Source organism: Streptomyces sp. NPDC005423 (genome assembly GCF_040606415.1).
Classification (GTDB): domain Bacteria; phylum Actinomycetota; class Actinomycetes; order Streptomycetales; family Streptomycetaceae; genus Streptomyces.
Genome location: NZ_JBEXET010000007.1, coordinates 1 through 21,976, shown reverse-complemented (window position 1 = coordinate 21,976; position 21,976 = coordinate 1). Strand labels below are relative to the sequence as shown.

At 69.9% G+C, this 21,976-nt stretch carries 19 protein-coding genes, 1 pseudogene and 1 riboswitch; of the genes and pseudogenes, 13 read left to right on the top strand and 7 right to left on the bottom strand.

All coding sequences use genetic code 11. From position 1 onward, the window contains the following. Positions 1-9 precede the first annotated feature (9 nt). The 3 genes from ABZT12_RS11145 (at position 10) to ABZT12_RS11135 (ending at position 2,053) form a co-directional block, all read left to right on the top strand. Entirely contained in the window at positions 10-270 is a 261-nt protein-coding gene (locus tag ABZT12_RS11145) for a UBP-type zinc finger domain-containing protein (RefSeq protein WP_356380936.1), read from the top strand. Between the two features lie 266 nt (positions 271-536). After that, a complete protein-coding gene (locus ABZT12_RS11140) occupies positions 537-950 on the top strand; it encodes an anti-sigma factor (RefSeq protein WP_006136266.1) in 414 nt (137 codons plus the stop codon). A 17-nt stretch (positions 951-967) separates the two neighbouring features. Next, positions 968-2,053 (top strand): SigB/SigF/SigG family RNA polymerase sigma factor, encoded by a 1,086-nt coding sequence (locus tag ABZT12_RS11135; RefSeq protein WP_356380932.1) that lies wholly within the window; start codon positions 968-970, stop codon positions 2,051-2,053. A gap of 15 nt (positions 2,054-2,068) precedes the next feature. Here the strand turns inward: ABZT12_RS11135 and ABZT12_RS11130 are convergent, their stop codons facing one another. Then, the gene (locus tag ABZT12_RS11130; protein ID WP_356380929.1) at positions 2,069-2,515 is read right to left on the bottom strand and encodes a hypothetical protein; all 447 of its coding nucleotides are present in this window, start codon (positions 2,513-2,515) and stop codon (positions 2,069-2,071) included. 116 nt (positions 2,516-2,631) lie between these two features. On the opposite strand from ABZT12_RS11130, the gene ABZT12_RS11125 reads away from it, so the two are divergent. Both ABZT12_RS11125 and ABZT12_RS11120 read left to right on the top strand, forming a co-directional pair. Next, the gene (locus ABZT12_RS11125; protein WP_356380927.1) at positions 2,632-3,597 is read left to right on the top strand and encodes a diacylglycerol kinase family protein; all 966 of its coding nucleotides are present in this window, start codon (positions 2,632-2,634) and stop codon (positions 3,595-3,597) included. Between the two features lie 323 nt (positions 3,598-3,920). Then, positions 3,921-4,178: a WhiB family transcriptional regulator gene (locus tag ABZT12_RS11120; protein ID WP_006142322.1), complete on the top strand. Its 258-nt coding sequence runs from the start codon at positions 3,921-3,923 to the stop codon at positions 4,176-4,178. 186 nt (positions 4,179-4,364) lie between these two features. Here ABZT12_RS11120 and ABZT12_RS11115 read toward each other — a convergent pair whose 3' ends face one another. Continuing rightward, on the bottom strand, positions 4,365-5,831 hold the full coding sequence (locus ABZT12_RS11115; protein WP_356381366.1) for a PAS domain-containing sensor histidine kinase: 1,467 nt from the start codon (positions 5,829-5,831) through the stop codon (positions 4,365-4,367). 542 nt (positions 5,832-6,373) lie between these two features. On the opposite strand from ABZT12_RS11115, the gene nagB reads away from it, so the two are divergent. After that, positions 6,374-7,159: a glucosamine-6-phosphate deaminase gene (gene nagB, locus ABZT12_RS11110; RefSeq protein WP_356380924.1), complete on the top strand. Its 786-nt coding sequence runs from the start codon at positions 6,374-6,376 to the stop codon at positions 7,157-7,159. An 82-nt stretch (positions 7,160-7,241) separates the two neighbouring features. Here the strand turns inward: nagB and ABZT12_RS11105 are convergent, their stop codons facing one another. From ABZT12_RS11105 to ABZT12_RS11090, 4 genes are all read right to left on the bottom strand, one after another. Then, positions 7,242-8,783, bottom strand: a complete 1,542-nt coding sequence (locus tag ABZT12_RS11105) for a glycoside hydrolase family 3 protein (protein ID WP_356380921.1) — start codon at positions 8,781-8,783, stop codon at positions 7,242-7,244. 9 nt (positions 8,784-8,792) lie between these two features. Next, positions 8,793-9,635, bottom strand: a complete 843-nt coding sequence (locus tag ABZT12_RS11100) for a carbohydrate ABC transporter permease (protein WP_356380918.1) — start codon at positions 9,633-9,635, stop codon at positions 8,793-8,795. After that, positions 9,632-10,624 (bottom strand): sugar ABC transporter permease, encoded by a 993-nt coding sequence (locus ABZT12_RS11095; RefSeq protein WP_356380915.1) that lies wholly within the window; start codon positions 10,622-10,624, stop codon positions 9,632-9,634. Before ABZT12_RS11095 ends, ABZT12_RS11100 begins: the two co-directional genes overlap by 4 nt. A 73-nt stretch (positions 10,625-10,697) precedes the next feature. Continuing rightward, the gene (locus ABZT12_RS11090; protein WP_356380912.1) at positions 10,698-11,981 is read right to left on the bottom strand and encodes an extracellular solute-binding protein; all 1,284 of its coding nucleotides are present in this window, start codon (positions 11,979-11,981) and stop codon (positions 10,698-10,700) included. A 361-nt stretch (positions 11,982-12,342) separates the two neighbouring features. On the opposite strand from ABZT12_RS11090, the gene ABZT12_RS11085 reads away from it, so the two are divergent. The 7 genes from ABZT12_RS11085 (at position 12,343) to ABZT12_RS11055 (ending at position 21,860) form a co-directional block, all read left to right on the top strand. Beyond that, positions 12,343-13,107, top strand: a complete 765-nt coding sequence (locus ABZT12_RS11085) for a GntR family transcriptional regulator (protein ID WP_356380909.1) — start codon at positions 12,343-12,345, stop codon at positions 13,105-13,107. Positions 13,108-13,231: 124 nt separating this feature from the next. Then, positions 13,232-13,495 carry a DUF3311 domain-containing protein gene (locus ABZT12_RS11080; protein WP_356380906.1) on the top strand — a complete coding sequence of 88 codons (264 nt, stop codon included), beginning with the start codon at positions 13,232-13,234 and terminating at the stop codon, positions 13,493-13,495. Further along, the gene (gene mctP / locus ABZT12_RS11075; protein ID WP_356380903.1) at positions 13,492-15,102 is read left to right on the top strand and encodes a monocarboxylate uptake permease MctP; all 1,611 of its coding nucleotides are present in this window, start codon (positions 13,492-13,494) and stop codon (positions 15,100-15,102) included. Before ABZT12_RS11080 ends, mctP begins: the two co-directional genes overlap by 4 nt. A gap of 140 nt (positions 15,103-15,242) precedes the next feature. After that, positions 15,243-15,405: riboswitch (cobalamin riboswitch) on the top strand. Between the two features lie 122 nt (positions 15,406-15,527). Next, a complete protein-coding gene (locus ABZT12_RS11070) occupies positions 15,528-17,897 on the top strand; it encodes a ribonucleoside-diphosphate reductase subunit alpha (protein ID WP_356380900.1) in 2,370 nt (789 codons plus the stop codon). Positions 17,898-17,947: 50 nt separating this feature from the next. Then, positions 17,948-18,904 carry a ribonucleotide-diphosphate reductase subunit beta gene (locus tag ABZT12_RS11065; RefSeq protein ID WP_356381363.1) on the top strand — a complete coding sequence of 319 codons (957 nt, stop codon included), beginning with the start codon at positions 17,948-17,950 and terminating at the stop codon, positions 18,902-18,904. A 284-nt stretch (positions 18,905-19,188) separates the two neighbouring features. Continuing rightward, the gene (locus ABZT12_RS11060; RefSeq protein WP_356380897.1) at positions 19,189-21,264 is read left to right on the top strand and encodes a putative Ig domain-containing protein; all 2,076 of its coding nucleotides are present in this window, start codon (positions 19,189-19,191) and stop codon (positions 21,262-21,264) included. A 110-nt stretch (positions 21,265-21,374) separates the two neighbouring features. After that, positions 21,375-21,860 carry a hypothetical protein gene (locus tag ABZT12_RS11055; protein ID WP_356380894.1) on the top strand — a complete coding sequence of 162 codons (486 nt, stop codon included), beginning with the start codon at positions 21,375-21,377 and terminating at the stop codon, positions 21,858-21,860. Here the strand turns inward: ABZT12_RS11055 and ABZT12_RS11050 are convergent. After that, positions 21,763-21,976, bottom strand: a pseudogene (locus ABZT12_RS11050) (hypothetical protein); the annotation flags it as partial. The gene ABZT12_RS11055 and the pseudogene ABZT12_RS11050 sit on opposite strands and share 98 nt — an antisense overlap.

Sequence of the window (21,976 nt, the reverse complement as noted above, 5' to 3'; positions counted from 1 at the left end):
CTGGCAATCATGAAACAGTGCACGCACACGGACGCGCTGCCGCACCCCGAGCCCGCGCCCCAGAGCGAGACCTGTCTGGAGTGTCTGGCCGCCGGCACCCACCCGGTGCAACTGCGGCTCTGCCTCCTCTGCGGCCACGTCGGCTGCTGCGACTCCTCGCCCTCCCGGCACGCCACGGCACACCACAAGGACTCCGGCCACCCGGTGATGCGCACGTTCGAGCCCGGCGAGAGCTGGCGCTGGTGCTTCGTCGACCACGTGCTCCTGTGACCCCGTAATCTGACCGCCGGTTCCGACGGTTCGACCGTCTGACGTCTGGGTACGTCAACCCGGCGCGCGCTCTTCCCAATTGGGCTCGCAGGACCCCTAGCCACGGAGCGTATCCGTAGGTTTACTATGAGTGACAGCATGGGGTTGGGGTCCCGGGGACATAAAAGTTCGGAGCGCGGTAGCGTCACCGCTGAACCCATTATCGCGTTACCCCCGGGGGGCGACCCTCGGCCCCCGGAAGAGCTTGTACCACCTTGGAGGTGAGGGTGTCCCAGATCGCAGGCGAGCCCGCGACCCAGGACTTCGTCGAAGTCCGGCTGCCGGCCGCGGGTGCCTACCTGTCGGTGCTGCGTACGGCCACGGCCGGACTCGCGGCCCGTTTGGACTTCACCCTCGACGAGATCGAGGACCTCCGCATCGCGGTGGACGAGGCCTGCGCGATCCTGCTCCAGCAGGCCGTGCCCGGCTCGGTGCTCAGTTGTGTCTTCCGGCTGGTGGACGACTCGCTGGAGGTCACCGTCTCGGCGCCGACCACGGACGGTCACGCCCCTTCGCGCGACACCTTCGCCTGGACCGTGCTCTCGGCCCTCGCGGGCAAGGTCTCGTCCGCCGTCGACGAGGACAGAACCGTTTCGATCAGCCTGTACAAACAGCGCGGCGCGGGACCCGGGCCGGCGTGAGGAACGGGGGCGGGCCGGTGCGGGACGACGAGCGCGGCACACGGGAGTTGCCCGCCGAGGGCGGCATCGACGGCATCCCCGAGCAGGCCCGGCCGCACCCCGAGGACGACTCCGACGACCGTGCGGAGGCCGGCTTCGTGGCGGACGGGCAGCGGGATCAGGACGGTGCGGTGCGCCTGGGCGGGGCCTCTCCCGTGCCCGGGGGTCCCCCCGCGCACGGCGTACCGGGCGCGGGGGAGGAGGCGAGAGCTCTGGGAAGGGCTACGGGCGGGACGATGAGCGAGCACGAGCGAAACGCCGAGGACAGCGCGGTGAGCGCACAGAGCGTGCACAGCACGCGGCACGACCCGCAGGACCGCAGCGGGGCCCGCGCGCTCTTCATCGAGCTGCGCACGCTGCGGGACGGCAGTGTCGAGTACGCGGAGCTGCGCAACCGGCTGGTCCGTATGCATCTGCCGCTCGTCGAGCACCTCGCGCGCCGCTTCCGCAACCGCGGCGAGCCGCTGGACGATCTGACCCAGGTCGCCACCATCGGCCTGATCAAGTCGGTCGACCGCTTCGACCCCGACCGCGGCGTGGAGTTCTCGACGTACGCCACCCCCACGGTCGTCGGCGAGATCAAGCGGCACTTCCGCGACAAGGGCTGGGCGGTACGAGTCCCGCGCCGGCTGCAGGAACTGCGGCTCTCGCTCACCACGGCGACCGCGGAGCTCTCGCAGCAGCACGGCCGCTCCCCCACCGTGCACGAGCTGGCCGAGAAGCTGGCCATCTCGGAGGAGGAGGTCCTGGAGGGTCTGGAGTCGGCCAACGCGTACTCCACGCTCTCCCTGGACGTCCCGGACACCGATGACGAGTCGCCGGCCGTGGCGGACACCCTGGGCGCCGAGGACGAGGCGCTGGCAGGCGTCGAGTACCGCGAGTCGCTCAAGCCTCTTCTGGAGGACCTGCCGCCCCGCGAGAAGCGGATCCTGCTGCTGCGCTTCTTCGGCAACATGACCCAGTCGCAGATCGCGCAGGAGGTCGGCATCTCCCAGATGCACGTCTCCCGGCTGCTCGCCCGCACGCTGGCCCAGCTGCGGGAGAAGCTGCTCGTCGAGGAGTGAGCCGGCCGAGGGGCCCTAGCTCTTCGGCTCCTCCGTGCGACCGGGGCCCCGGATGCCGAGGGCCCGGGTCGTCTCCGGGTTCACCAGGAGGACCAGCGCCCCGATCGCGACGACGGCGAGGGCGATCCCGGCCGGGATCGCGACGCTGTCGGCCTGGAGCAGGTTGTAGGCCACCGGCAGCGCCATGAGCTGGGTGATCACGGCCGGGCCCCGGCTCCAGCTGCGGCGGCGGAGCAGTCCGCGGGCGGCCAGCAGCGGCAGCAGCGCCAGTACGAGCAGGGTCGCCCCGCCGGTCACCGCCTGTTGGCGGTCGTGCAGGCCGCCCGTGAGTCCCAGTACCAGCAGCCAGCCGCCCCCGACGGTCAGCGCCAGCCCTTCGAGGCCGGCGAGCGCCGCCGCCCAGGTCAGGCGTCGCGGGCGGGGTCCGGTGTTCTCGGGGGCGGGGGTCTGCTCAGAACTCACCCCTGAAGGGTAGCCCCGGCCGTTCCGGCCACCGTGTCCAGGCTCACGCCCTTCCCTCTTACCCGATCCCTAACTCGGTAGGGGTGGAGTACCACCCAGTAGGTACGCTGCATCACATGCGTGCACTTCTCGTGGTCAATCCGGCGGCAACCACCACAAGCGCACGTACGCGCGATGTCCTCATCCACGCCCTCGCGAGCGAGATGAAGCTCGAAGCGGTCACCACCGAGTACCGCGGCCACGCGCGCGACCTGGGCCGGCAGGCGGCCGAGAGCAAGGACATCGATCTGGTCGTGGCGCTCGGCGGCGACGGCACGGTCAACGAGGTGGTCAACGGGCTGCTGCACGAGGGCCCCGACCCGGGGCTGCCCGGTCTCGCCGTGGTCCCCGGGGGCTCCACCAACGTCTTCGCCCGCGCCCTGGGCCTGCCCAACGACGCCGTGGAGGCCACCGGCGCCATTCTGGACGCCCTCCGTGACGGCGGTGAGCGCACGGTCGGGCTCGGCCTGGCCTCGGGAACGCCAGGCACGGACGACGAGGCGGTCCCCTCCCGCTGGTTCACCTTCAACGCGGGCCTGGGTTTCGACGCGGGTGTGGTCGGCCGGGTCGAACAGCACCGCGAACGCGGCAGGAAGTCGACGCACGCGCTCTATGTGCGCCAGGTGGTGCGCCAGCTCGTGGGCGATCCGCACCGGCGCCGCGGCACGATCACCCTGGAGCGGGCCGGCGAGGATCCGGTGACCGATTTGGTGCTGTCCATAATCTGCAACACCTCTCCGTGGACCTATCTGGGCAATCGCCCGGTGTACGCGGCACCTAAAGCCTCGTTCGATACCGGGCTCGACGTGGTCGGCCTCAACCGGCTCTCGACCGCTTCCGCTGTCCGGGTTGCCGCCCAATTGCTCAGTTCCTCCCCCGAGCGCGGACCCCACGGCAGGCACGCCGTAGCGCTGCACGACCTGAGTGAGTTCACCTTGCATTCGAAGGCTCCCCTCCCCCTTCAGATGGACGGCGACCACCTCGGACTGCGCACAAGCGTGACGTTCACAGGCGTACGCCGTGCACTGCGTGTGATTGTGTGAGCAGAAGGGGCGAAAGTCCTTTCACTCGAACGTTTAGACCAGGGTCCACCCCATGGAAGTACGGCTGTGACCTAGTCGACACCGAGGAATCAAAAAAAAGTTTCCGGAAGGGGTTGTATCCGCCGCTGAGGTTTGCGAGTCTCTACGTGGCGATCGAGACGGCGCGCAGCACCAGCCTCCACGGATCGCCGGAACCCCTCTTCAATCCACAGGACCTCACACCAGGCGACCTGGTGTTCGGCCCTTCACTTGTTGAGGGATTCGTGAAAGCGTTCACATTCACAAGCACACCTTGCACGTAATACCAAGGAGAGGTAGCAGCCATGGACTGGCGTCACAACGCCGTTTGCCGCGAGGAAGACCCCGAGCTCTTCTTCCCCATCGGCAACACCGGTCCTGCGCTGCTGCAGATCGAGGAAGCCAAGGCCGTCTGCCGTCGCTGCCCCGTAATGGATCAGTGTCTGCAGTGGGCGCTCGAGTCCGGCCAGGACTCCGGCGTCTGGGGTGGTCTCAGCGAGGACGAGCGCCGCGCCATGAAGCGCCGCGCCGCTCGCAACCGGGCTCGTCAGGCCTCCGCCTGACCACACCCACCCCACAAGCCTGAGCTTGGGCGGCGCGTACAGCGAGTACGCTTCTCCCGCCCCCGAGCCGCAGCGCGCAGTACCCCCGATGCGCAGCACCCGCTGGCAACGAGCACGGGAAGCCCCGGATCCGAGAAGGTCCGGGGCTTCTTGCTGTCCGGCCCCGGATCAACCACCCTACGGCCCCTATTTGTTGGCGCGCACCGGCACATCCAGGATGACTCTCGTTCCCCGCTCCGGTGCCGGGACCATGTCGAAGGTGCCGCCCAACTCGCCCTCCACCAGGGTCCGTACGATCTGCAGGCCGAGGTTGCCCGAGGTGTGCGGGTCGAAATCCGCGGGGAGACCCACGCCGTCGTCCTGGACGGTGACGAGGAGGCGGGCCTCCTTCGCCGCGCCGCCGCGCACCGCCGCGACCTCGACGGTGCCGCTCTCGCCCTCACGGAAGCCGTGTTCCAGGGCGTTCTGCAGAATCTCCGTCAGCACCATGGAGAGCGGGGTGGCGACCTCGGCGTCCAGTATTCCGAAGCGTCCGCTGCGCCGGCAGCTGACCTTGCCCGGCGAAATCTCGGCGACCATCGCGAGCACCCGGTCGGCGATCTCGTCGAACTCCACGCGCTCGTCCAGGTTCTGGGAGAGCGTCTCGTGCACGATCGCGATCGAGCCGACCCGCCGTACGGCCTCCTCCAGTGCCTCCCGGCCGCGCTCCGACTCGATCCGGCGGGCCTGGAGGCGGAGCAGGGCGGCGACCGTCTGGAGGTTGTTCTTCACCCGGTGGTGGATTTCCCGGATGGTCGCGTCCTTGGTCATCAACTCCCGCTCGCGGCGGCGCAGTTCGGTGACGTCCCGGAGCAGCACCAGTGAACCGATGCGGGTGCCCTTGGGTTTGAGCGGGATCGCCCGGAACTGGATCGCCCCGTCGTGCGCCTCGATCTCGAACTCGCGCGGCGCCCAGCCGCTGGCGAGTTTGGCGAGCGCCTCGTCCACCGGCCCCCGGGTGGGGGCGAGTTCGGCCGTGGTCCGGCCCAGGTTGTGGCCGACGAGGTCCGCGGCGAGCCCCATGCGGTGGTACGCGGAGAGCGCGTTCGGCGAGGCGTACTGGACGATCCCGTCGCCGTCGAGCCGGATCAGCCCGTCGCCGACGCGGGGCGAGGCGTCCATGTCGACCTGCTGCCCGGGGAAGGGGAAGGAGCCGGCCGCGATCATCTGCGCGAGGTCCGACGCGCTCTGGAGGTAGGTCAGTTCGAGGCGGCTCGGGGTGCGCACGGTGAGCAGGTTGGTGTTGCGGGCGATGACGCCGAGGACGCGGCCCTCGCGCCGTACCGGGATCGACTCGACGCGGACCGGGACCTCTTCGCGCCACTCGGGGTCACCCTCGCGCACGATCCGGCCCTCGTCGAGGGCGGCGTCCAGCATGGGGCGCCGGCCGCGCGGGACGAGGTGGCCCACCATGTCGTCCTGGTAGGAGGTCGGTCCGGTGTTGGGCCGCATCTGGGCGACGGAGACGTAGCGCGTGCCGTCCCGGGTCGGTACCCACAGGACGAGGTCGGCGAAGGAGAGGTCGGAGAGCAGCTGCCACTCCGAGACCAGCAGGTGCAGCCATTCGAGGTCGGAGACGTCGAGTGCGGTGTGCTGGCGTACGAGCTCGTTCATGGAGGGCACAGGTCCGAGCGTACCCGCCGGTCTGGACCAGCTCCGAACACACCCGCGGGCCGCGGCGCCTGAGAGGGACCCTCAACCCTCCCGGCACCGCAGCCCGGAGCAACAACGGCCACGGGGTGTGCGGTCCCGATCGGCCGATGGATGAGGAGCCGGAGCAGTCAGGGCAGAGAGCGCCGGTTCCTCGGTCCGCCCTCCTGTGCAGGGAAGGCGGAGGCTTCTATCTCCCTACGCATTGTGGACTAGACCACTATCCGTGTCCATGCGTCGGGGAATGTTCGATGCCGGCGCTTCCGCCCGTTGCTCGGACGACCCAGCATCTCCGAGCAGCCTAACGGTGTCCGGTCATGCGCGGGGCCGGATACCGGGGGCAATTTCGGCGGCCTTCGCCAACTCCCTTCCGCCTGGGAGGCAAGGGTCGATTCTGTTAGATTGGTCTAAACCACAGAGACCACGGAAACCACAGAAACCACCAGTCGTAGTTCTGGCGGCTCGTGCCAGAGTCGAGCCAGTCTCCCCAGATCGGCAGGCCCAGCGTGGAAGTTGTCATCGTCCCGGACGCCAGGGCGGGCGGCGAGCTCGTCGCCGAGTCCATGGCCCAGCTGCTCGGACGGAAGCCGGACGCCGTGCTCGGCGTGGCCACCGGTTCGACCCCGCTGCCCGTCTACGAGGCGCTGGCGGCCAGGGTGCGCGCCGGGGCCGTGCGGGTCGGGCGGGCGCGGATCGCCCAGCTCGACGAGTACGTCGGGCTGCCCGCCGAGCATCCGGAGTCCTACCGTTCGGTGCTGCGGCGGGAGGTGCTGGAGCCGCTCGGGGTCGGGATGGACGCGTTTATGGGGCCCGACGGCACCGCCGCGGACGTGCAGGCCGCGTGCGAGGCGTACGACCGGGCACTGGGCGCGGCCGGCGGGGTGGATCTCCAGCTGCTGGGGATCGGGACCGACGGGCACATCGGGTTCAACGAGCCGTGCTCCTCGCTCGCCTCGCGGACGCGGATCAAGACGCTGACCGAGCAGACCCGGATCGACAACGCGCGTTTCTTCGACGGCGACATCGAGCAGGTTCCGCACCACGTCATCACGCAGGGCATCGGGACGATCCTGGAGGCGCGGCACCTGGTGCTGCTGGCGACCGGTGAGGGCAAGGCGGACGCCGTCGCGGCGACGGTCGAGGGGCCGGTCGCGGCGGTCTGCCCGGCCTCGGCGTTGCAGCTCCATCCGCACGCGACCGTGGTCGTCGACGAGGCGGCCGCGGCCAAGCTGAAGCACGCCGACTACTTCCGGCACACCTACGCCAACAAGCCCGCCTGGCAAAGGATTTGAAGCTCCCAGCGGGACAGGTGACAGAAGACGGACCGGTGCCGGGCGACCTCGTGGAGTCGCCCGGCACCGGTGTCTTCGGGAGTCACTCCCCCGCGATGACCTCGGCCGCGGCCAGGCCGCAGACGCGGGCCGCGCCATGGGTGGCGATGTGGAGCGCGCCGCGCGGCTCGGCCTGGGGGATGCCCATCTCCACGACGATCGTGTCCGGGCGGTCCGCCAGCAGGGTGTCGAGCGCGGACGCCATCCAGGGGTGCCGGTGCTCGTCGCGCACGACGGCCACGACCCTCCGTTCGCCGGCCGCCGCCAGCGCGGCCCGCCCCGCGTCCTCGCCGGTGAAGCTGCCTGTTCCGGTGCCGGGCAGCTTCCGTGACAGCTCTGCCGCGAGGCCCCACGGCGTCTCGTCACCGACCGCGATGTTGGCGACGGGCGTGAGCGCGGCGACGTAGGGCGGCTCGGTGAGCGGCACGAAACCGTCGGCGCCGGTGACGCGCAGGGCCAGCCGCGCGGCGACCAGGCCGACGTCGGCCCGGCCCGCCTGGCCGACCGTACCCGCGGCCGGCTCCGTGCCGGGCTCCGTGGGCGCCTCCGAGGCGGCCGCCGCGGCCCGCTGCGCCTGCGCCGTCCACCGGGCCAGTCCCCGCACCCGTTCCGCCGCCTCCGCGAGGCGTTCCTCGGGGAGTTCGCCCGAGCGGACCGCCGCCACCAGGGCGTCGCGCAGCCGTCGTACGGTCGCGTCGTCGGAGAGGCCGCCGCCCACGCAGATGGCGTCGGCGCCGGCCGCGATGGCGAGGACGCTGCCCTGCTCGATGCCGTAGGTGCCCGCGATGGCGCGCATCTCCATGCCGTCGGTCACGATGAGCCCGTCGTAGCCGAGCTCGTGGCGCAGGAGGTCGGTCAGGATGCGGGGCGAGAGGGTCGCGGGGCGGTCCGGGTCCAGGGCCGGGACGAGGATGTGCGCGCTCATCACCGCGCGGGTGCCGGCGGTGATCGCGGCGCGGAAGGGCGCGAGTTCGCGCCGGTGGAGGACGGGCAGCTCCGCGTCGATGCGCGGCAGCGCGTGGTGGGAGTCGACCGCCGTGTCGCCGTGGCCGGGGAAGTGTTTCGTGCAGGCCGCCACGCCCGCCGCCTGGAGGCCGGTGACGTAGGCGGCGGTGTGGCGGGCCACCAGGCCGGTGTCGGCGCCGAAGGAGCGGACGCCGATGACCGGGTTGGCGGGGTTGGAGTTCACGTCCGCCGAGGGGGCCCAGTTGAGGTTCACCCCGCAGGCGGCGAGCCGACGGCCGAGTTCGTGGGCGACCAGCCGGGTCAGCTCCACGTCGTCCACCGCGCCGAGGGCGTGGTTGCCGGGGAAGGAGGAGCCGGTGCGCACCTCCAGCCGCGTCACATCACCTCCCTCCTCGTCGATCGCCACCAGTACGTCGTCGCGTTCGGCCCGCAACTGGGCGGTCAGGGAGGCGAGTTGACCGGGTGAGGCGATGTTGCGGCCGAACAGGCCGACCGAGGCCAGGCCCTCGCCGAGGCGGCGGAGCAGCCAGTCGGGGGCCGTGGTGCCGGGGAAGCCGGGCTGGAGCACGGTGAGGGCGTCGCGCGTCAACGTGTCCGTGCCGCTGGCGAATGTCGTCATCGGAGGGCGTTATCCCTTCACGGCGCCAGCGGTCAGGCCCGCGGCCATCTTGCGCTGGACGAGGAGGAACAGGGCGACGATCGGCACGGCCATCATCGTGGCTCCGGCCATCATCGGGGCGTACTCGGTGCCGTGCTTGGTGGTGAAGTTGCCGAGCCACACGGTCGCCGTCTGGTGCTCCTGGCTCATCAGCATCAGGGCGTACAGGTACTCGTTCCAGGACAGGATGAAGCCGTAGACCGAGGTGGCGACCATGCCGGGGGCGAGCAGCGGGAAGACGACCCGTACGAAGGCGCCGGTGCGGGAGCAGCCGTCGACCATCGCGGCCTCCTCCAGCTCCTTGGGGATGTTGACGATGAAGCCGCGCAGGGTCCACACCGTGAACGGGAGGATCAGGGTCAGGTAGGTGATGACCAGGCCGGAGAGCCTGTCGTACTGGTCGAGGTCGTTCAGGAGCAGGAAGACCGGGATGATCATCGAGACCAGCGGGACCATCTGGACCGCCAGGATGCCCACGATCACGGCCTGCCGGCCGCGGAAGGCGAAGCGGGAGATGGCCAGTGCCGCCAGCAGCCCGATGACGACGCCGATCACCACCACCGACAGGGAGACGACGAGGCTGCGGCCGACCGGACCCCAGAAGTCGGCGATGTCCAGTGCGCGGCGGAAGTTGTCGAGCGTGATGCCGGTGGGCAGCAGGCTCGGGTCGGCGTCGATGGCGTCCTTCGCCGGTTTGACCGCCGTGTTGAGCATCCAGTAGATCGGGAAGCCGGTGACGACCAGGACGAGGAGGCCGAGGAGGTTCCAGCCGAGCTTCGGCTTCCGGCGCCGCCCGGGGGCGAGGGTGCTCATTCGACCTCTCCGATCTGGAGCATCTGGCGCATGTACACGGCGACGACGCCGAGCAGCAGCACCACGGTGAGCAGGGCGATCGCCGAGCCCTGCGAGTAGTCGTTGATGACGAACGCCCGGTCGTAGGAGTAGGTGCTGAGCAGCTGGAACTCGGCTTCCGGGTGGCCGTTGCGCATGACGAAGACCTGGGGGAAGACGCCCATGTCCCAGATGACCGACAGGGTCGTGAGCATCACGATGATCGGCTTCAGGATCGGGAGGGTCACGTAGCGGAAGACGCCCCACGCGCCGGCGCCGTCGAGGCGGGCGGCCTCCTCCATCTCCTTCGGCACCTGGGTCAGTCCCGCGCTGAGGGTGATGACGACGAACGGCACCGCGCCCCACACCACCAGCAGCATGATCACGGCGAGGCCCTGCGGTCCGCTGGCGAACCAGTTGTGGCCGATCATGTCCACGCCGGGGAGCCTGCTGAGCAGCGCGTTGAAGACGCCGTAGTCCGAGTCGAAGAGCCACTTGAAGACGGTGGTGGCGACGATGACCGGCATGCCCCAACTGGCCACCAGGACCATGTTGATGAGGGTCTTCAGCCAGCCGGACACCTTCTGGAGCAGCAGCGCGACGAGCATGCCGACGACCATCGTGAAGAGCACGCAGCCGGCCGCGAAGACGATCGTGCGGACGACGACCGACCAGAACTCGCTGTCCTTGAGGACGTCGGCGAAGTTGTCGAAGCCGACCCACTCGGCGGGCTTGAAGCCCCACAGCTGGGACTGGCCGAACGTCTGGAAGGAGAGGGTGACCAGCCGGACCAGCGGGTAGCCCATGACCAGGGCGAGCAGCAGCAGACAGGGCGCGAGCAGCAGCCAGGGCGTGGCCGGGCCGCCCGAAGTCCGGTTTCTGCGGCGGGGGTTGTGCGCGGCGGCCGGTGGTGGTGGCGCCTGCCGCGGCGGCGGCACCTTGGCGGGGGTGGTGGTGTCTGCGGCACTCATCGCGCGCTCCTCAGCGGTCCCTCTGGTCGTACGAGAAGCAGGGCCCTGTGCTCGACAGGGCCCTGCGTTCAGGTCACTTGGTGTTGATGACCTTGTCGATCGCCGTGTCGGCGGCCTTCGCGGCGGCCTCGACCGACTGCTTGCCGGTGCCGATGCTCTGCAGCATGGTCTGCAGGACCTGGGCCTTCTCGACCTGGCCCCAGCCCGGCGCCATCGGGACGAACCAGTTGGACTCGGCCGCGGTGGCGGGGACGGCGGTCGCGGGGTCGTTCTTCAGGGCCGCGAGGTCCGTCTTGTTGTTGGGCAGGTTGCCCTTGGCGATCAGGCCCTTCTGGCCGGCCGGACCGGTGAAGGCGTTGATCCACTCGGCGGCGAGCGCCTGCGCCTTGGACTTGACCGGGACCGCGAGGTCGGAACCGCCCAGGAAGACGGGCAGGTTCTTGCCGGACGGGCCGGGCATCACGAAGTTCTCGAGGTTGTCCTTGAGCTTGCCGGTCTTGTCGGCCTTGGGGTCGGTGGCGCTGGCGCCCTCCCAGGCCGCGCCGAAGATCATGCCGGACTTGCCCTGGCCGTAGACGATGTAGCGGTCGGACTCGTCCTTGGTCTTGTCGCCGTGCATGTACTTGTCGACGACGGTCTTGAACTCGTTCAGGCCCTTGAGGGACTCGGGCGAGGAGAGGTTGGCCTTCCACTGGCCGCCGTCCTCCTTGGCGATGGAGCCGCCGGCGTCGTAGACGAAGGACATGGCCGCGTACCAGTCACGGGTGGGCTGGTACCAGGCGGAGAACTTGCCACCCTCCTTCTTCTGCACCTTGTCCAGGTCGGCGGTGAGCTCCGCGTACGTCTTCGGGGTCGACTTGACGCCTACCGAGGCGAAGAGGTCCTTGCGCCAGTTGCCGACCCGGCCGCCGGCGTAGTAGGGCACGCCGTAGGTCTTGCCGTCGTACGTCACCGACGCTTTGAGGCCGTCGAGCCAGGCGGAGGAGTTGGTGAACTGCGCGGTGTCCAGGGGGGCGAAGGCGCCCTTGACCATGTAGCCGAGCATCTCGGTGTTGCCCATCTCGACCACGTCGGGCACCTTGTCCGTGGCGAGGACGGCGTCCAGCTTGGTGTTCTTGTCGGGCCAGCCGTAGTACTCGTGCTTGATCTTGACGCCCGGGTGCTTCTTCTGCACGGCGGCGTCGGCGGCCTTCACCAGGGCCGGCCAGTTGTTCTGGGCGTCGACGGTGAGCCAGACGGTCAGCTCCTTGGCGTCGGCGCCGCTCTTGCCCGAACCCTTGTCGTCGTTGCCCCCGCACGCCGCGACGGAGACCATCATGCCCGCGATACCGATCGCGGCTATGAGCTTGCGCTTCACGCCAACCCTCCTCAGGGATCCTGCACACCCCCCTGCCTCCCCGCGCGAGCGTTGGGCCGGGACCTGGACCAATGGTGTAGACCAGTAGGGGGAGCTTGGACCAGACCATGAAGCGTGTCAAGGGTGGCCGAAAGGGCTCCGACCAGCCGTTATGGGACCTACATATGCAGGAACCTTTAAGTAAGAAGCCCTCGAAAAGACGGGCCCCGGAGGGGTCGCTTCCGGTAGACCATTCCACGTGGTGGACTAGACCAAAAGAGGCGGCCGACGGTATACAGAAGGGATCACGGAGCACGCCGCGGATCCCCCGGCACGCTGCCGTGCCACGATGTGAGCCGCATCCGGAGCCGGGAAGGCAGACATGAGCACCGACGTCAGCAGTGCGGAGAACGAGGGTGGACCGACCGTCCGTACCGCGCGCGTGCCCAAGTACTACCGGCTGAAGAAGCACCTGCTCGACCTGACGGAGACCCAGACCCCGGGCACCCCGGTGCCGCCCGAACGCACCCTGGCCGCCGAGTTCGACACCTCCCGCACCACCGTGCGCCAGGCGCTCCAGGAACTGGTCGTCGAGGGCCGGCTCGAACGCATCCAGGGCAAGGGCACCTTCGTCGCCAAGCCGAAGGTCTCCCAGGCGCTCCAACTCACCTCCTACACCGAGGACATGCGCGCCCAGGGCCTGGAGCCGACCTCGCAGCTGCTGGACATCGGCTACATCACCGCCGACGACACCCTCGCCGGCCTGCTCGACATCACGGCCGGCGGGCGGGTGCTGCGGATCGAACGCCTGCGGATGGCCAACGCCGAGCCGATGGCGATCGAGACGACGCACCTCTCGGCCAAGCGCTTCCCGGCGCTGCGCCGCAGCCTCGTCAAGTACACGTCCCTCTACACCGCCCTCGCAGAGGTGTACGACGTCCATCTCGCGGAGGCCGAGGAGACCATCGAGACCTCGCTGGCCACTCCGCGCGAGGCCGGCCTGCTCGGCACCGACGTGGGCCTGCCGATGCTCATGCTCTCCCGCCATTCCCTGGACAAGGAGGGCCAGCCGGTGGAGTGGGTGCGCTCGGTCTACCGGGGCGACCGCTACAAGTTCGTGGCCCGGCTCAAGCGCCCGCAGGACTGACCGCGCGCGGCCCTTCACGAAATCGGCATACGGATACGCGGACTTGCCCTTTCGCTGCCCTGACGGCGTGATCTAGATTGCCTGCGCGTTACACAGGCGAACGGTGAGGGGATGGAGTCGCGGTATGCCGGACGGAACAGAAGTGAGACACCCGGTGGTGACACCGGTACGCGTCGTGATCGCCGTCTGCCTGGCCGCGCCCTTCGTGGCGCTGCTCTGGGTCGGCTCCTACTCCAAGACGGACCCGACGTTCATCGGTATCCCGTTCTTCTACTGGTACCAGATGCTCTGGGTGCTGATCTCCACCGCGCTGACGGTGACCGCGCACCAGTTGTGGCAGCGCGAGGTCCGGGCCGGCGCGACGCGTGAGGGAGGTGCGTCCGAGTGAAGAACGGTGTGAACGGCGTCGCGCTCGGCGTCTTCGTCTTCTTCTTCCTCGCCGTCACGGTCCTGGGCTTCCTGGCCGCGCGCTGGCGGCGGCCGGACAACGAGCACAGCCTCGACGAATGGGGCCTGGGCGGACGGTCGTTCGGGACCTGGGTGACCTGGTTCCTGCTCGGCGGCGACCTGTACACGGCGTACACCTTCGTGGCCGTTCCGGCGGCGGTCTACGCGGCGGGCGCGGCCGGTTTCTTCGCGGTGCCGTACACCATCCTGGTCTATCCGCTGATCTTCACCTTCCTGCCCCGGCTCTGGTCGGTCTCGCACCGGCACGGGTACGTGACGACCTCGGACTTCGTGCGGGGGCGCTTCGGGTCGAAGGGGCTCTCGCTGGCGGTGGCGGTCACCGGCATCCTGGCGACGATGCCGTACATCGCGCTCCAACTGGTCGGGATCCAGGCCGTGCTGGACGTGCTGGGGGTGGGCGGCGGCGCCCATGCCAACTGGTTCGTGAAGGACCTGCCGCTGTTCATCGCCTTCGGGGTGCTGGCCGCGTACACCTACTCGTCGGGGCTGCGGGCGCCCGCGCTGATCGCGTTCGTGAAGGACTCGCTGATCTACATCGTCATCGCGGTGGCGATCATCTACATCCCGATCAAGCTCGGCGGATTCGGCTCCGTCTTCGCCAAGGCGGGCGCCAAGTTCACCGCGGCGGGAGCGGGCGGTCTCGTCCCCGCCCCGGCGGGTCAATGGACGTACGCCACCCTGGCGTTGGGCTCCGCGCTCGCGCTCTTCATGTACCCGCACTCGATCACCGCGACGCTCTCCTCCAAGAGCCGTGAGGTGATCCGCCGCAACACCACGCTGCTGCCGCTGTACTCGCTGATGCTCGGTCTGCTGGCGCTGCTGGGCTTCATGGCGATCGCGGCCGGAGTGAAGGTGACCAACGGGCAGTTGGCGATCCCGCAGCTCTTCGAGGACATGTTCCCGGCCTGGTTCGCCGGTGTGGCGTTCGCGGCGATCGGCATCGGCGCACTGGTGCCGGCGGCGATCATGTCGATCGCGGCGGCGAACCTGTTCACCCGCAACATCTACCGGGACTTCATCAAGCCCGACGCGACCCCGGCCCAGGAGACCAGGGTCTCCAAGCTGGTCTCGCTGCTGGTGAAGGTGGGCGCGCTGGTCTTCGTCCTCACCATGGACAAGACGGTCGCCATCAACTTCCAGCTCCTCGGCGGCATTTGGATCCTTCAGACCTTCCCGGCCCTGGTCGGCGGCCTCTTCACCCGCTGGTTCCACCGCTGGGCCCTGCTCGCGGGCTGGGCGGTAGGCATGATCTACGGCACCCTCGCCGCGTACGGGGTGGCCTCGCCGACCCAGGCCCACTTCGGCGGCTCCTCCAAGGAGATCCCCGGCATCGGCGAGATCGGCTACATCGGCCTCACCGCGTTCGTCCTGAACGTCGTCGTCACGGTCGTGCTGACCTTCGCCCTGAAGGCGTTCAAGGCACCCGAAGGCGTCGACGAGACCAGCCCCGCCGACTACACGGCGGACGCCGGCGACCCGGGCGTACAGGCGGAACTGCCGCCGGCGACCGCGGCTCCCGCCCACTGAGCCCACCCCCAACAGAGTCCCGCCACCCCGCGACGGGCCGTCGGCAGCAGGTTGCCGGCGGCCCGTCGGCGTGCGCCGCGGGGCCGCGGAGTGATCACTCTCCTCACCTACGAGTTGACGCTCCGACACCACCCTGACACAACATCTGGTGGCGTCTCGGCAGCCCGGCACAAGATGTATGCTCATGCTCGCTGTCGCCGCAGGGGAATCCGGTGCGAATCCGGAACTGTCCCGCAACGGTGTACTTGCGTGCTTTCGCACGCCCGGTCAGTCCGAGGACCTGCCGACAGCGCGCCCGGCCGACCCGGCCAGGCGCCTGACGTCCGGGCCTCGTGGAGTGGGCCGGCGGAGGCGACGCCCCGTGCGCTCGTGTGCTGCCGCCTGCCCCGCGCCAGGCCCTGTGCCGAGCGAGGGAGAGCCCCAACGTGACCATCGCGCCAGCAGAGCCGGTCTCAGCGGACCCAGTACGGACGGACGGTCCCGGGACCGCGCTGCTGCGGACCCTGACCGAGCTGACCGCCGACCTGCCCGACGCCGACCCCGGCAGGGTCGCCGCCGCCGCGCTGCGCGGCCGGTCCGCCCGGGCGGACGAGACGGAGCTGCGCGAGCTGGCCACCGAGGCGGCCGCGGGCCTGATCTCCGAGGACCCCGCCTACTCGCGGCTGGCCGCCCGGCTGTTGACGATCGGCATCGCCGCCGAGGCCGCCTCGCAGGGCGTCACGTCCTTCACCGGGTCCGTCGCCGTGGGCCACCGCGAGGGCCTGATCGCGGACCGCACCGCCGAGTTCGTGCGCGTCCACGGCGTCCGCCTCGACGCCCTGATCGACGAGCGGGCCGACGACCGCTTCGGCTACTTCGGGCTGCGCACCCTGCACAGCCGCTACCTGCTGCGGCACCCGATCACCCGCAAGGTCGTCGAGACACCGCAGCACTTCCTGCTGCGCGTCGCCGCCGGCCTCGCCGAGGACGACACCCCCCGCGCCGTGGACGAAGTCGCCGCGCTCTACGGGCTGATGAGCCGCCTGGACTACCTGCCGTCCTCCCCGACGCTCTTCAACTCCGGTACCCGGCACCCCCAGATGTCCTCCTGCTACCTCCTCGACTCCCCGCGCGACGAGCTGGACTCCCTCTACGACCGCTACCACCAGGTGGCCCGTCTCTCCAAGCACGCGGGCGGCATCGGGCTGTCGTACAGCCGCGTCCGGGCGCGCGGTTCGCTGATCCGGGGCACCAACGGGCACTCCAACGGCATCGTCCCGTTCCTGAAGACCCTCGACGCCTCGGTCGCCGCGGTGAACCAGGGCGGCCGGCGCAAGGGCGCGGCCGCGGTCTACCTGGAGACCTGGCACGCCGACATCGAGGAGTTCCTGGAGCTGCGGGACAACACCGGTGAGGACGCCCGCCGTACGCACAACCTCAACCTCGCGCACTGGATCCCGGACGAGTTCATGCGCCGGGTCAACGAGGACGGCGTCTGGTCGCTGTTCTCCCCCTCCGACGTGCCGGACCTGGTCGACCTGTGGGGCGAGGAGTTCGACGCGGCCTACCGCGCGGCGGAGGCGGCGGGACTGGCCCGGAGGACCATCCCGGCCCGCGAGCTGTACGGCCGGATGATGCGCACCCTGGCGCAGACCGGCAACGGCTGGATGACCTTCAAGGACGCGGCCAACCGCACCGCCAACCAGACCGCCGAGCCGGGCCACACCGTGCACTCCTCCAACCTCTGCACGGAGATCCTGGAGGTCACCGACGACTCGGAGACCGCCGTCTGCAACCTGGGCTCGGTCAACCTCGGCGCGTTCGTCGACGCGGCGCGGGGCGACATGGACTGGGAGCGGCTGGACGAGGCCGTGCGCGTGGCGGTCACCTTCCTGGACCGGGTCGTCGACATCAATTTCTACCCGACCGAGCAGGCGGGCCGCTCCAACTCCCGCTGGCGCCCGGTGGGTCTGGGCGCGATGGGCCTCCAGGACGTCTTCTTCGCGCTGCGGCTGCCCTTCGACTCGCCCGAGGCGAAGGCGCTCTCCACCCGGATCGCCGAGCGCGTCATGCTCGCCGCGTACGAGGCGTCCGCGGCCCTCGCCGAGCGCGGCGGCCCGCTGCCCGCCTGGGAGAAGACGCGTACCGCCCGCGGTGTCCTGCACCCCGACCACTACGACACGACCCCGGCCTGGCCGGAGCGCTGGGCGGCGCTGCGCGAGCGGATCGCCGCCGGCGGACTGCGCAACGCGCTGCTGCTGGCGATCGCGCCGACCGCCACCATCGCCTCCATCGCGGGCGTCTACGAGTGCATCGAGCCGCAGGTCTCCAACCTGTTCAAGCGCGAGACGCTCTCCGGTGAGTTCCTCCAGGTCAACTCCTACCTGGTGGACGACCTGAAGGCGCTCGGCGTCTGGGACGCCCGCACCCGGGAGGCGCTGCGCGAGGCCAACGGCTCGGTGCAGGGCTTCAGTTGGATCCCGGCCGAGGTGCGCGCCCTGTACCGCACGGCGTGGGAGATCCCGCAGCGCGCCCTGATCGACATGGCCGCCGCCCGCACCCCGTACCTGGACCAGGCCCAGTCGCTGAACCTGTTCCTGGAGACGCCGACCATCGGCAAGCTCTCCTCGATGTACTCGTACGCCTGGAAGTCGGGCCTGAAGACGACGTACTACCTGCGTTCGCGCCCCGCGACCCGGATCGCCCGCGCGGCCCGGGCCCAGGAGGCCGCGCCCCCGCCCGTCCAGCGGACCGCCGACCCCGACGCGGTGGCCTGCTCCCTCGAGAACCCCGAAGCCTGCGAGGCCTGCCAGTGACGACCGCCAAGAACCTGCTCGACCCGGGCTTCGAGCTGACCCTGCGTCCGATGCGCTACCCCGACTTCTACGAGCGGTACCGGGACGCGATCAAGAACACCTGGACCGTCGAGGAGGTGGACCTCCACTCGGACGTGACCGACCTGGCGAAGCTGACCCCGGGCGAGCAGCACATGATCGGCCGGCTGGTGGCGTTCTTCGCGACGGGTGACTCGATCGTGGCGAACAACCTCGTACTGACCCTCTACAAGCACATCAACTCCCCTGAAGCGCGGCTCTACTTGAGCCGCCAGCTCTTCGAGGAGGCGGTGCACGTCCAGTTCTATCTGACGCTGCTGGACACCTACCTCCCGGACCCGGCGGACCGCGCGGCGGCGTTCGACGCGGTGGAGAACATCCCCTCCATCCGGGAGAAGGCCGAGTTCTGCTTCCGGTGGATCAACGAGGTGGAGAAGCTGGACCGGCTGGAGACCCGCGCTGACCGCCGCCGCTTCCTCCTCAACCTGATCTGCTTCGCCGCGTGCATCGAGGGCCTGTTCTTCTACGGCGCCTTCGCGTACGTCTACTGGTTCCGCAGCCGGGGTCTGCTGCACGGCCTGGCGACCGGCACCAACTGGGTGTTCCGGGACGAGACGATGCACATGTCCTTCGCGTTCGACGTCGTCGACACCGTGCGCAAGGAGGAGCCGGAGCTCTTCGACGAGCAACTCCGCGACCAGGTGACGGAGATGCTGAGGGAGGCGGTCGAGGCGGAGCTCCAGTTCGGCCGTGACCTGTGCGGCGAGGGACTGCCGGGCATGAACACCGAGTCGATGCGCCAGTACCTGGAGTGCGTCGCCGACCAGCGTCTGCGGCGGCTCGGCTTCGCGCCCGTCTACGGCTCCGAAAACCCCTTCTCCTTCATGGAGTTGCAGGGCGTGCAGGAGCTGACGAACTTCTTCGAGCGGCGGTCGTCGGCCTACCAGGTCGCGGTGGAGGGCACGGTCGACCTCGACGAGGACTTCTGACCGGCGGTCCCCCCGCCGGCCCCTCCCCCGTGTCGCGGACGGCCCATGGAGCTTTCATGGGCCGTCCATGGAGCTGCTATGGGGGAGCAAAGTTCTTGAGGGGTCCCTGTTCGCGGTCCGCCCGTCCCGGCTAGGTTCTGCCCGTCCTGTTCATGTCACTTACAAGTGGCTCAGCAGGACGACCAAAGTGTCATGCCCATGACGACGTCTACCGCCGCCGCTACGCGCGTCACAGGCCTGCCACCACGCCGAGGAACCCCACTCCAAGACGGAGGCAGTACCCCATGCGTGAGAAGCCCAGACGGAGTCTGCGAAGACTACTGACCGCTGCCATACCCGCTCTCGCCCTCAGCGTCGCCGGACTCGTCGCGGCCTCGCCCGCGGGTGCGCAACCCGCACCCCACGCCGCCGCCCAGGTCTCCCGCGTCACCCAGAACGCCAAGGCCCTCACCTCTCCCACGGCCCAGGCGGTCCACTCCACCGGCAAGGCCGGCCAGAAGGTGCCGACCGAGCACCTGTGCGCCACCGCCGCCCCCGGCCACGCCTCCTGCTTCGCGCAGCGGCGCACCGACATCAAACAGCGACTGGCCGCCGCCGTGCACGCGGACGCCGCCGCCGCGGTCTCCGGCCTCAGCCCGGCCAACCTGCACAGCGCCTACGCCCTCCCCTCCACCGGCGGTTCGGGTCTGACGGTCGCCGTGGTCGACGCCTACAACGACCCCAACGCCGAGTCGGACCTGGCCACTTACCGCTCCAACTACGGCCTCTCCGCCTGCACCAAGGCCAACGGCTGCTTCAAGCAGGTCAGCCAGACCGGCTCGACCACCTCGCTGCCGACCAACGACACCGGCTGGGCGGGCGAGGAAGCGCTCGACATCGACATGGTCAGCGCGGTCTGCCCCAACTGCAACATCATCCTGGTGGAGGCCACCTCCGCCACCGACGCCAACCTCGGCACCGCCGAGAACGAGGCCGTCGCCCTGGGCGCGAAGTTCGTCTCCAACAGCTGGGGCGGCTCCGAGTCCTCCTCACAGACCAGCGAGGACACCTCGTACTTCAAGCACCCGGGTGTCGCGATCACCGTCTCCTCGGGTGACTCGGCCTACGGCGCCGAGTACCCGGCAACATCCCAGTACGTGACCGCCGTCGGCGGCACCGCCCTCTCCAGCTCCTCCAGCACCCGCGGCTGGACCGAGTCCGTGTGGAAGACGAGCAGCACGGAGGGGACCGGCTCGGGCTGCTCCGCGTACGACACGAAGCCGTCCTGGCAGACCGACACGGGCTGCACCAAGCGCATGGAGTCCGACGTCTCCGCCGTCGCCGACCCCGCCACCGGCGTGGCCGTCTACGACACCTACGGCGGCTCGGGCTGGGCGGTCTACGGCGGCACCAGCGCCTCGGCGCCGATCATCGCGGGCGTCTACGCGCTGGCCGGCACCCCCGGCTCCAGCGACTACCCGGCGAAGTACCCCTACTCCCACACCTCCAACCTGTACGACGTCACGAGCGGCAACAACGGCTCGTGCACGACCTCGTACTACTGCACCGCGGGGACCGGCTACGACGGCCCGACCGGCTGGGGCACCCCCGACGGCACCGCGGCCTTCACCTCCGGCACCACCACCGGCAACACGGTGACCGTCACCAACCCGGGCAGCCAGTCCACCGTGACCGGCAGCGCGGCCAGCCTGCAGATCTCGGCGTCGGACAGCGCGGGCGCGACCCTCACCTACAGTGCGAGCGGCCTGCCGACCGGGCTGTCGATCAGCAGCTCGACCGGTCTGATCTCCGGCACCGCCTCCACCGCGGGCACCTACGCGGTGACGGTGACCGCCACCGACTCCACCGGCGCCTCCGGCTCGGCCGCCTTCACCTGGACGGTCAGCACCTCCGGCGGCGGCGGCACCTGCACCTCGACCCAGCTCCTGGGCAACGCGGGCTTCGAGTCGGGCAGCACCACCTGGACCGCGAGCAGCGGGGTCATCACCAACGAGAGCGGCCAGACCGCCCACGGCGGCTCCTACTACGCCTGGCTCGACGGCTACGGCTCCACCCACACCGACACGCTGTCCCAGTCGGTGACCGTCCCGTCCGGCTGCAAGGCCACCTTCACCTTCTACCTGCACGTCGACACCGCGGAGACCTCGACCAGCTCGGCGTACGACAAGCTGACGGTCACCGCCGGATCGACCACGCTCGCGACGTACTCCAACCTGAACAAGGCCACCGGGTACACGCAGAAGAGCTTCGACCTGTCCTCCTTCGCCGGCTCCACCGTCACGCTGAAGTTCAGCGGCGTCGAGGACTCCTCCCTCCAGACCAGCTTCGTCCTCGACGACACCGCCGTGACGACCAGCTGATCCCCTCATGAGCTGGGCCCCGGCCGTCTCGCAGCGGTCGGGGTCCTGTCATGTCCACGAATGGATCCGGATTCGACGGTGACACGTCAAAGGGACAAAGGAGGTCCCCCATGCGCCGATCGACCCTTCGCCCCGCGCTCGCCCTCGCCGTCCTGGCACTCGCCCTCGCGGGCTGCGACTCCACGTCCGACACCGGCAGCGCCACCGTGTCCCCGTCCCCCACCGCCACGCCCACCCCGACGCCGACGCCCTCGTCGAGCGCGTCCGGCCGGCCGGACTGCACGCCCAAGACGTCCCTCGCCGCCGCCGACGGCAACGGCACGTTCTGCCTGACCGAGGGCGGCACGGTCCGCGTTCTGCTGGACGGGACGGCCGCCCGGCCCTGGACGCCGGTCAGCACCGCCGGCACCGGCCTGGAGGCCACCAACGGGGGGATCATGATCCGGGCCGGTGACGCCAGTTCGGCGTTCCGGGCGGTCTCGGCCGGGACCGTCGAACTCACCGCGTCCCGGCCGCTGTGCGCGACCGCGCCGCACAAGATCTCCTGCAAGGGCATCCAGGAGTGGCGGGCCACCGTCGTGGTGACGGCGAAGTGACCTGACGGACGGCGGCCCGCGGTGCGCGGGCCAGTACCACGTAGCCGAACGGGACGGCCGCGGCGAACAGCCACCACTGGATCATGTACGCGTAGTTCAGCGGGGCGTCCTCGCTG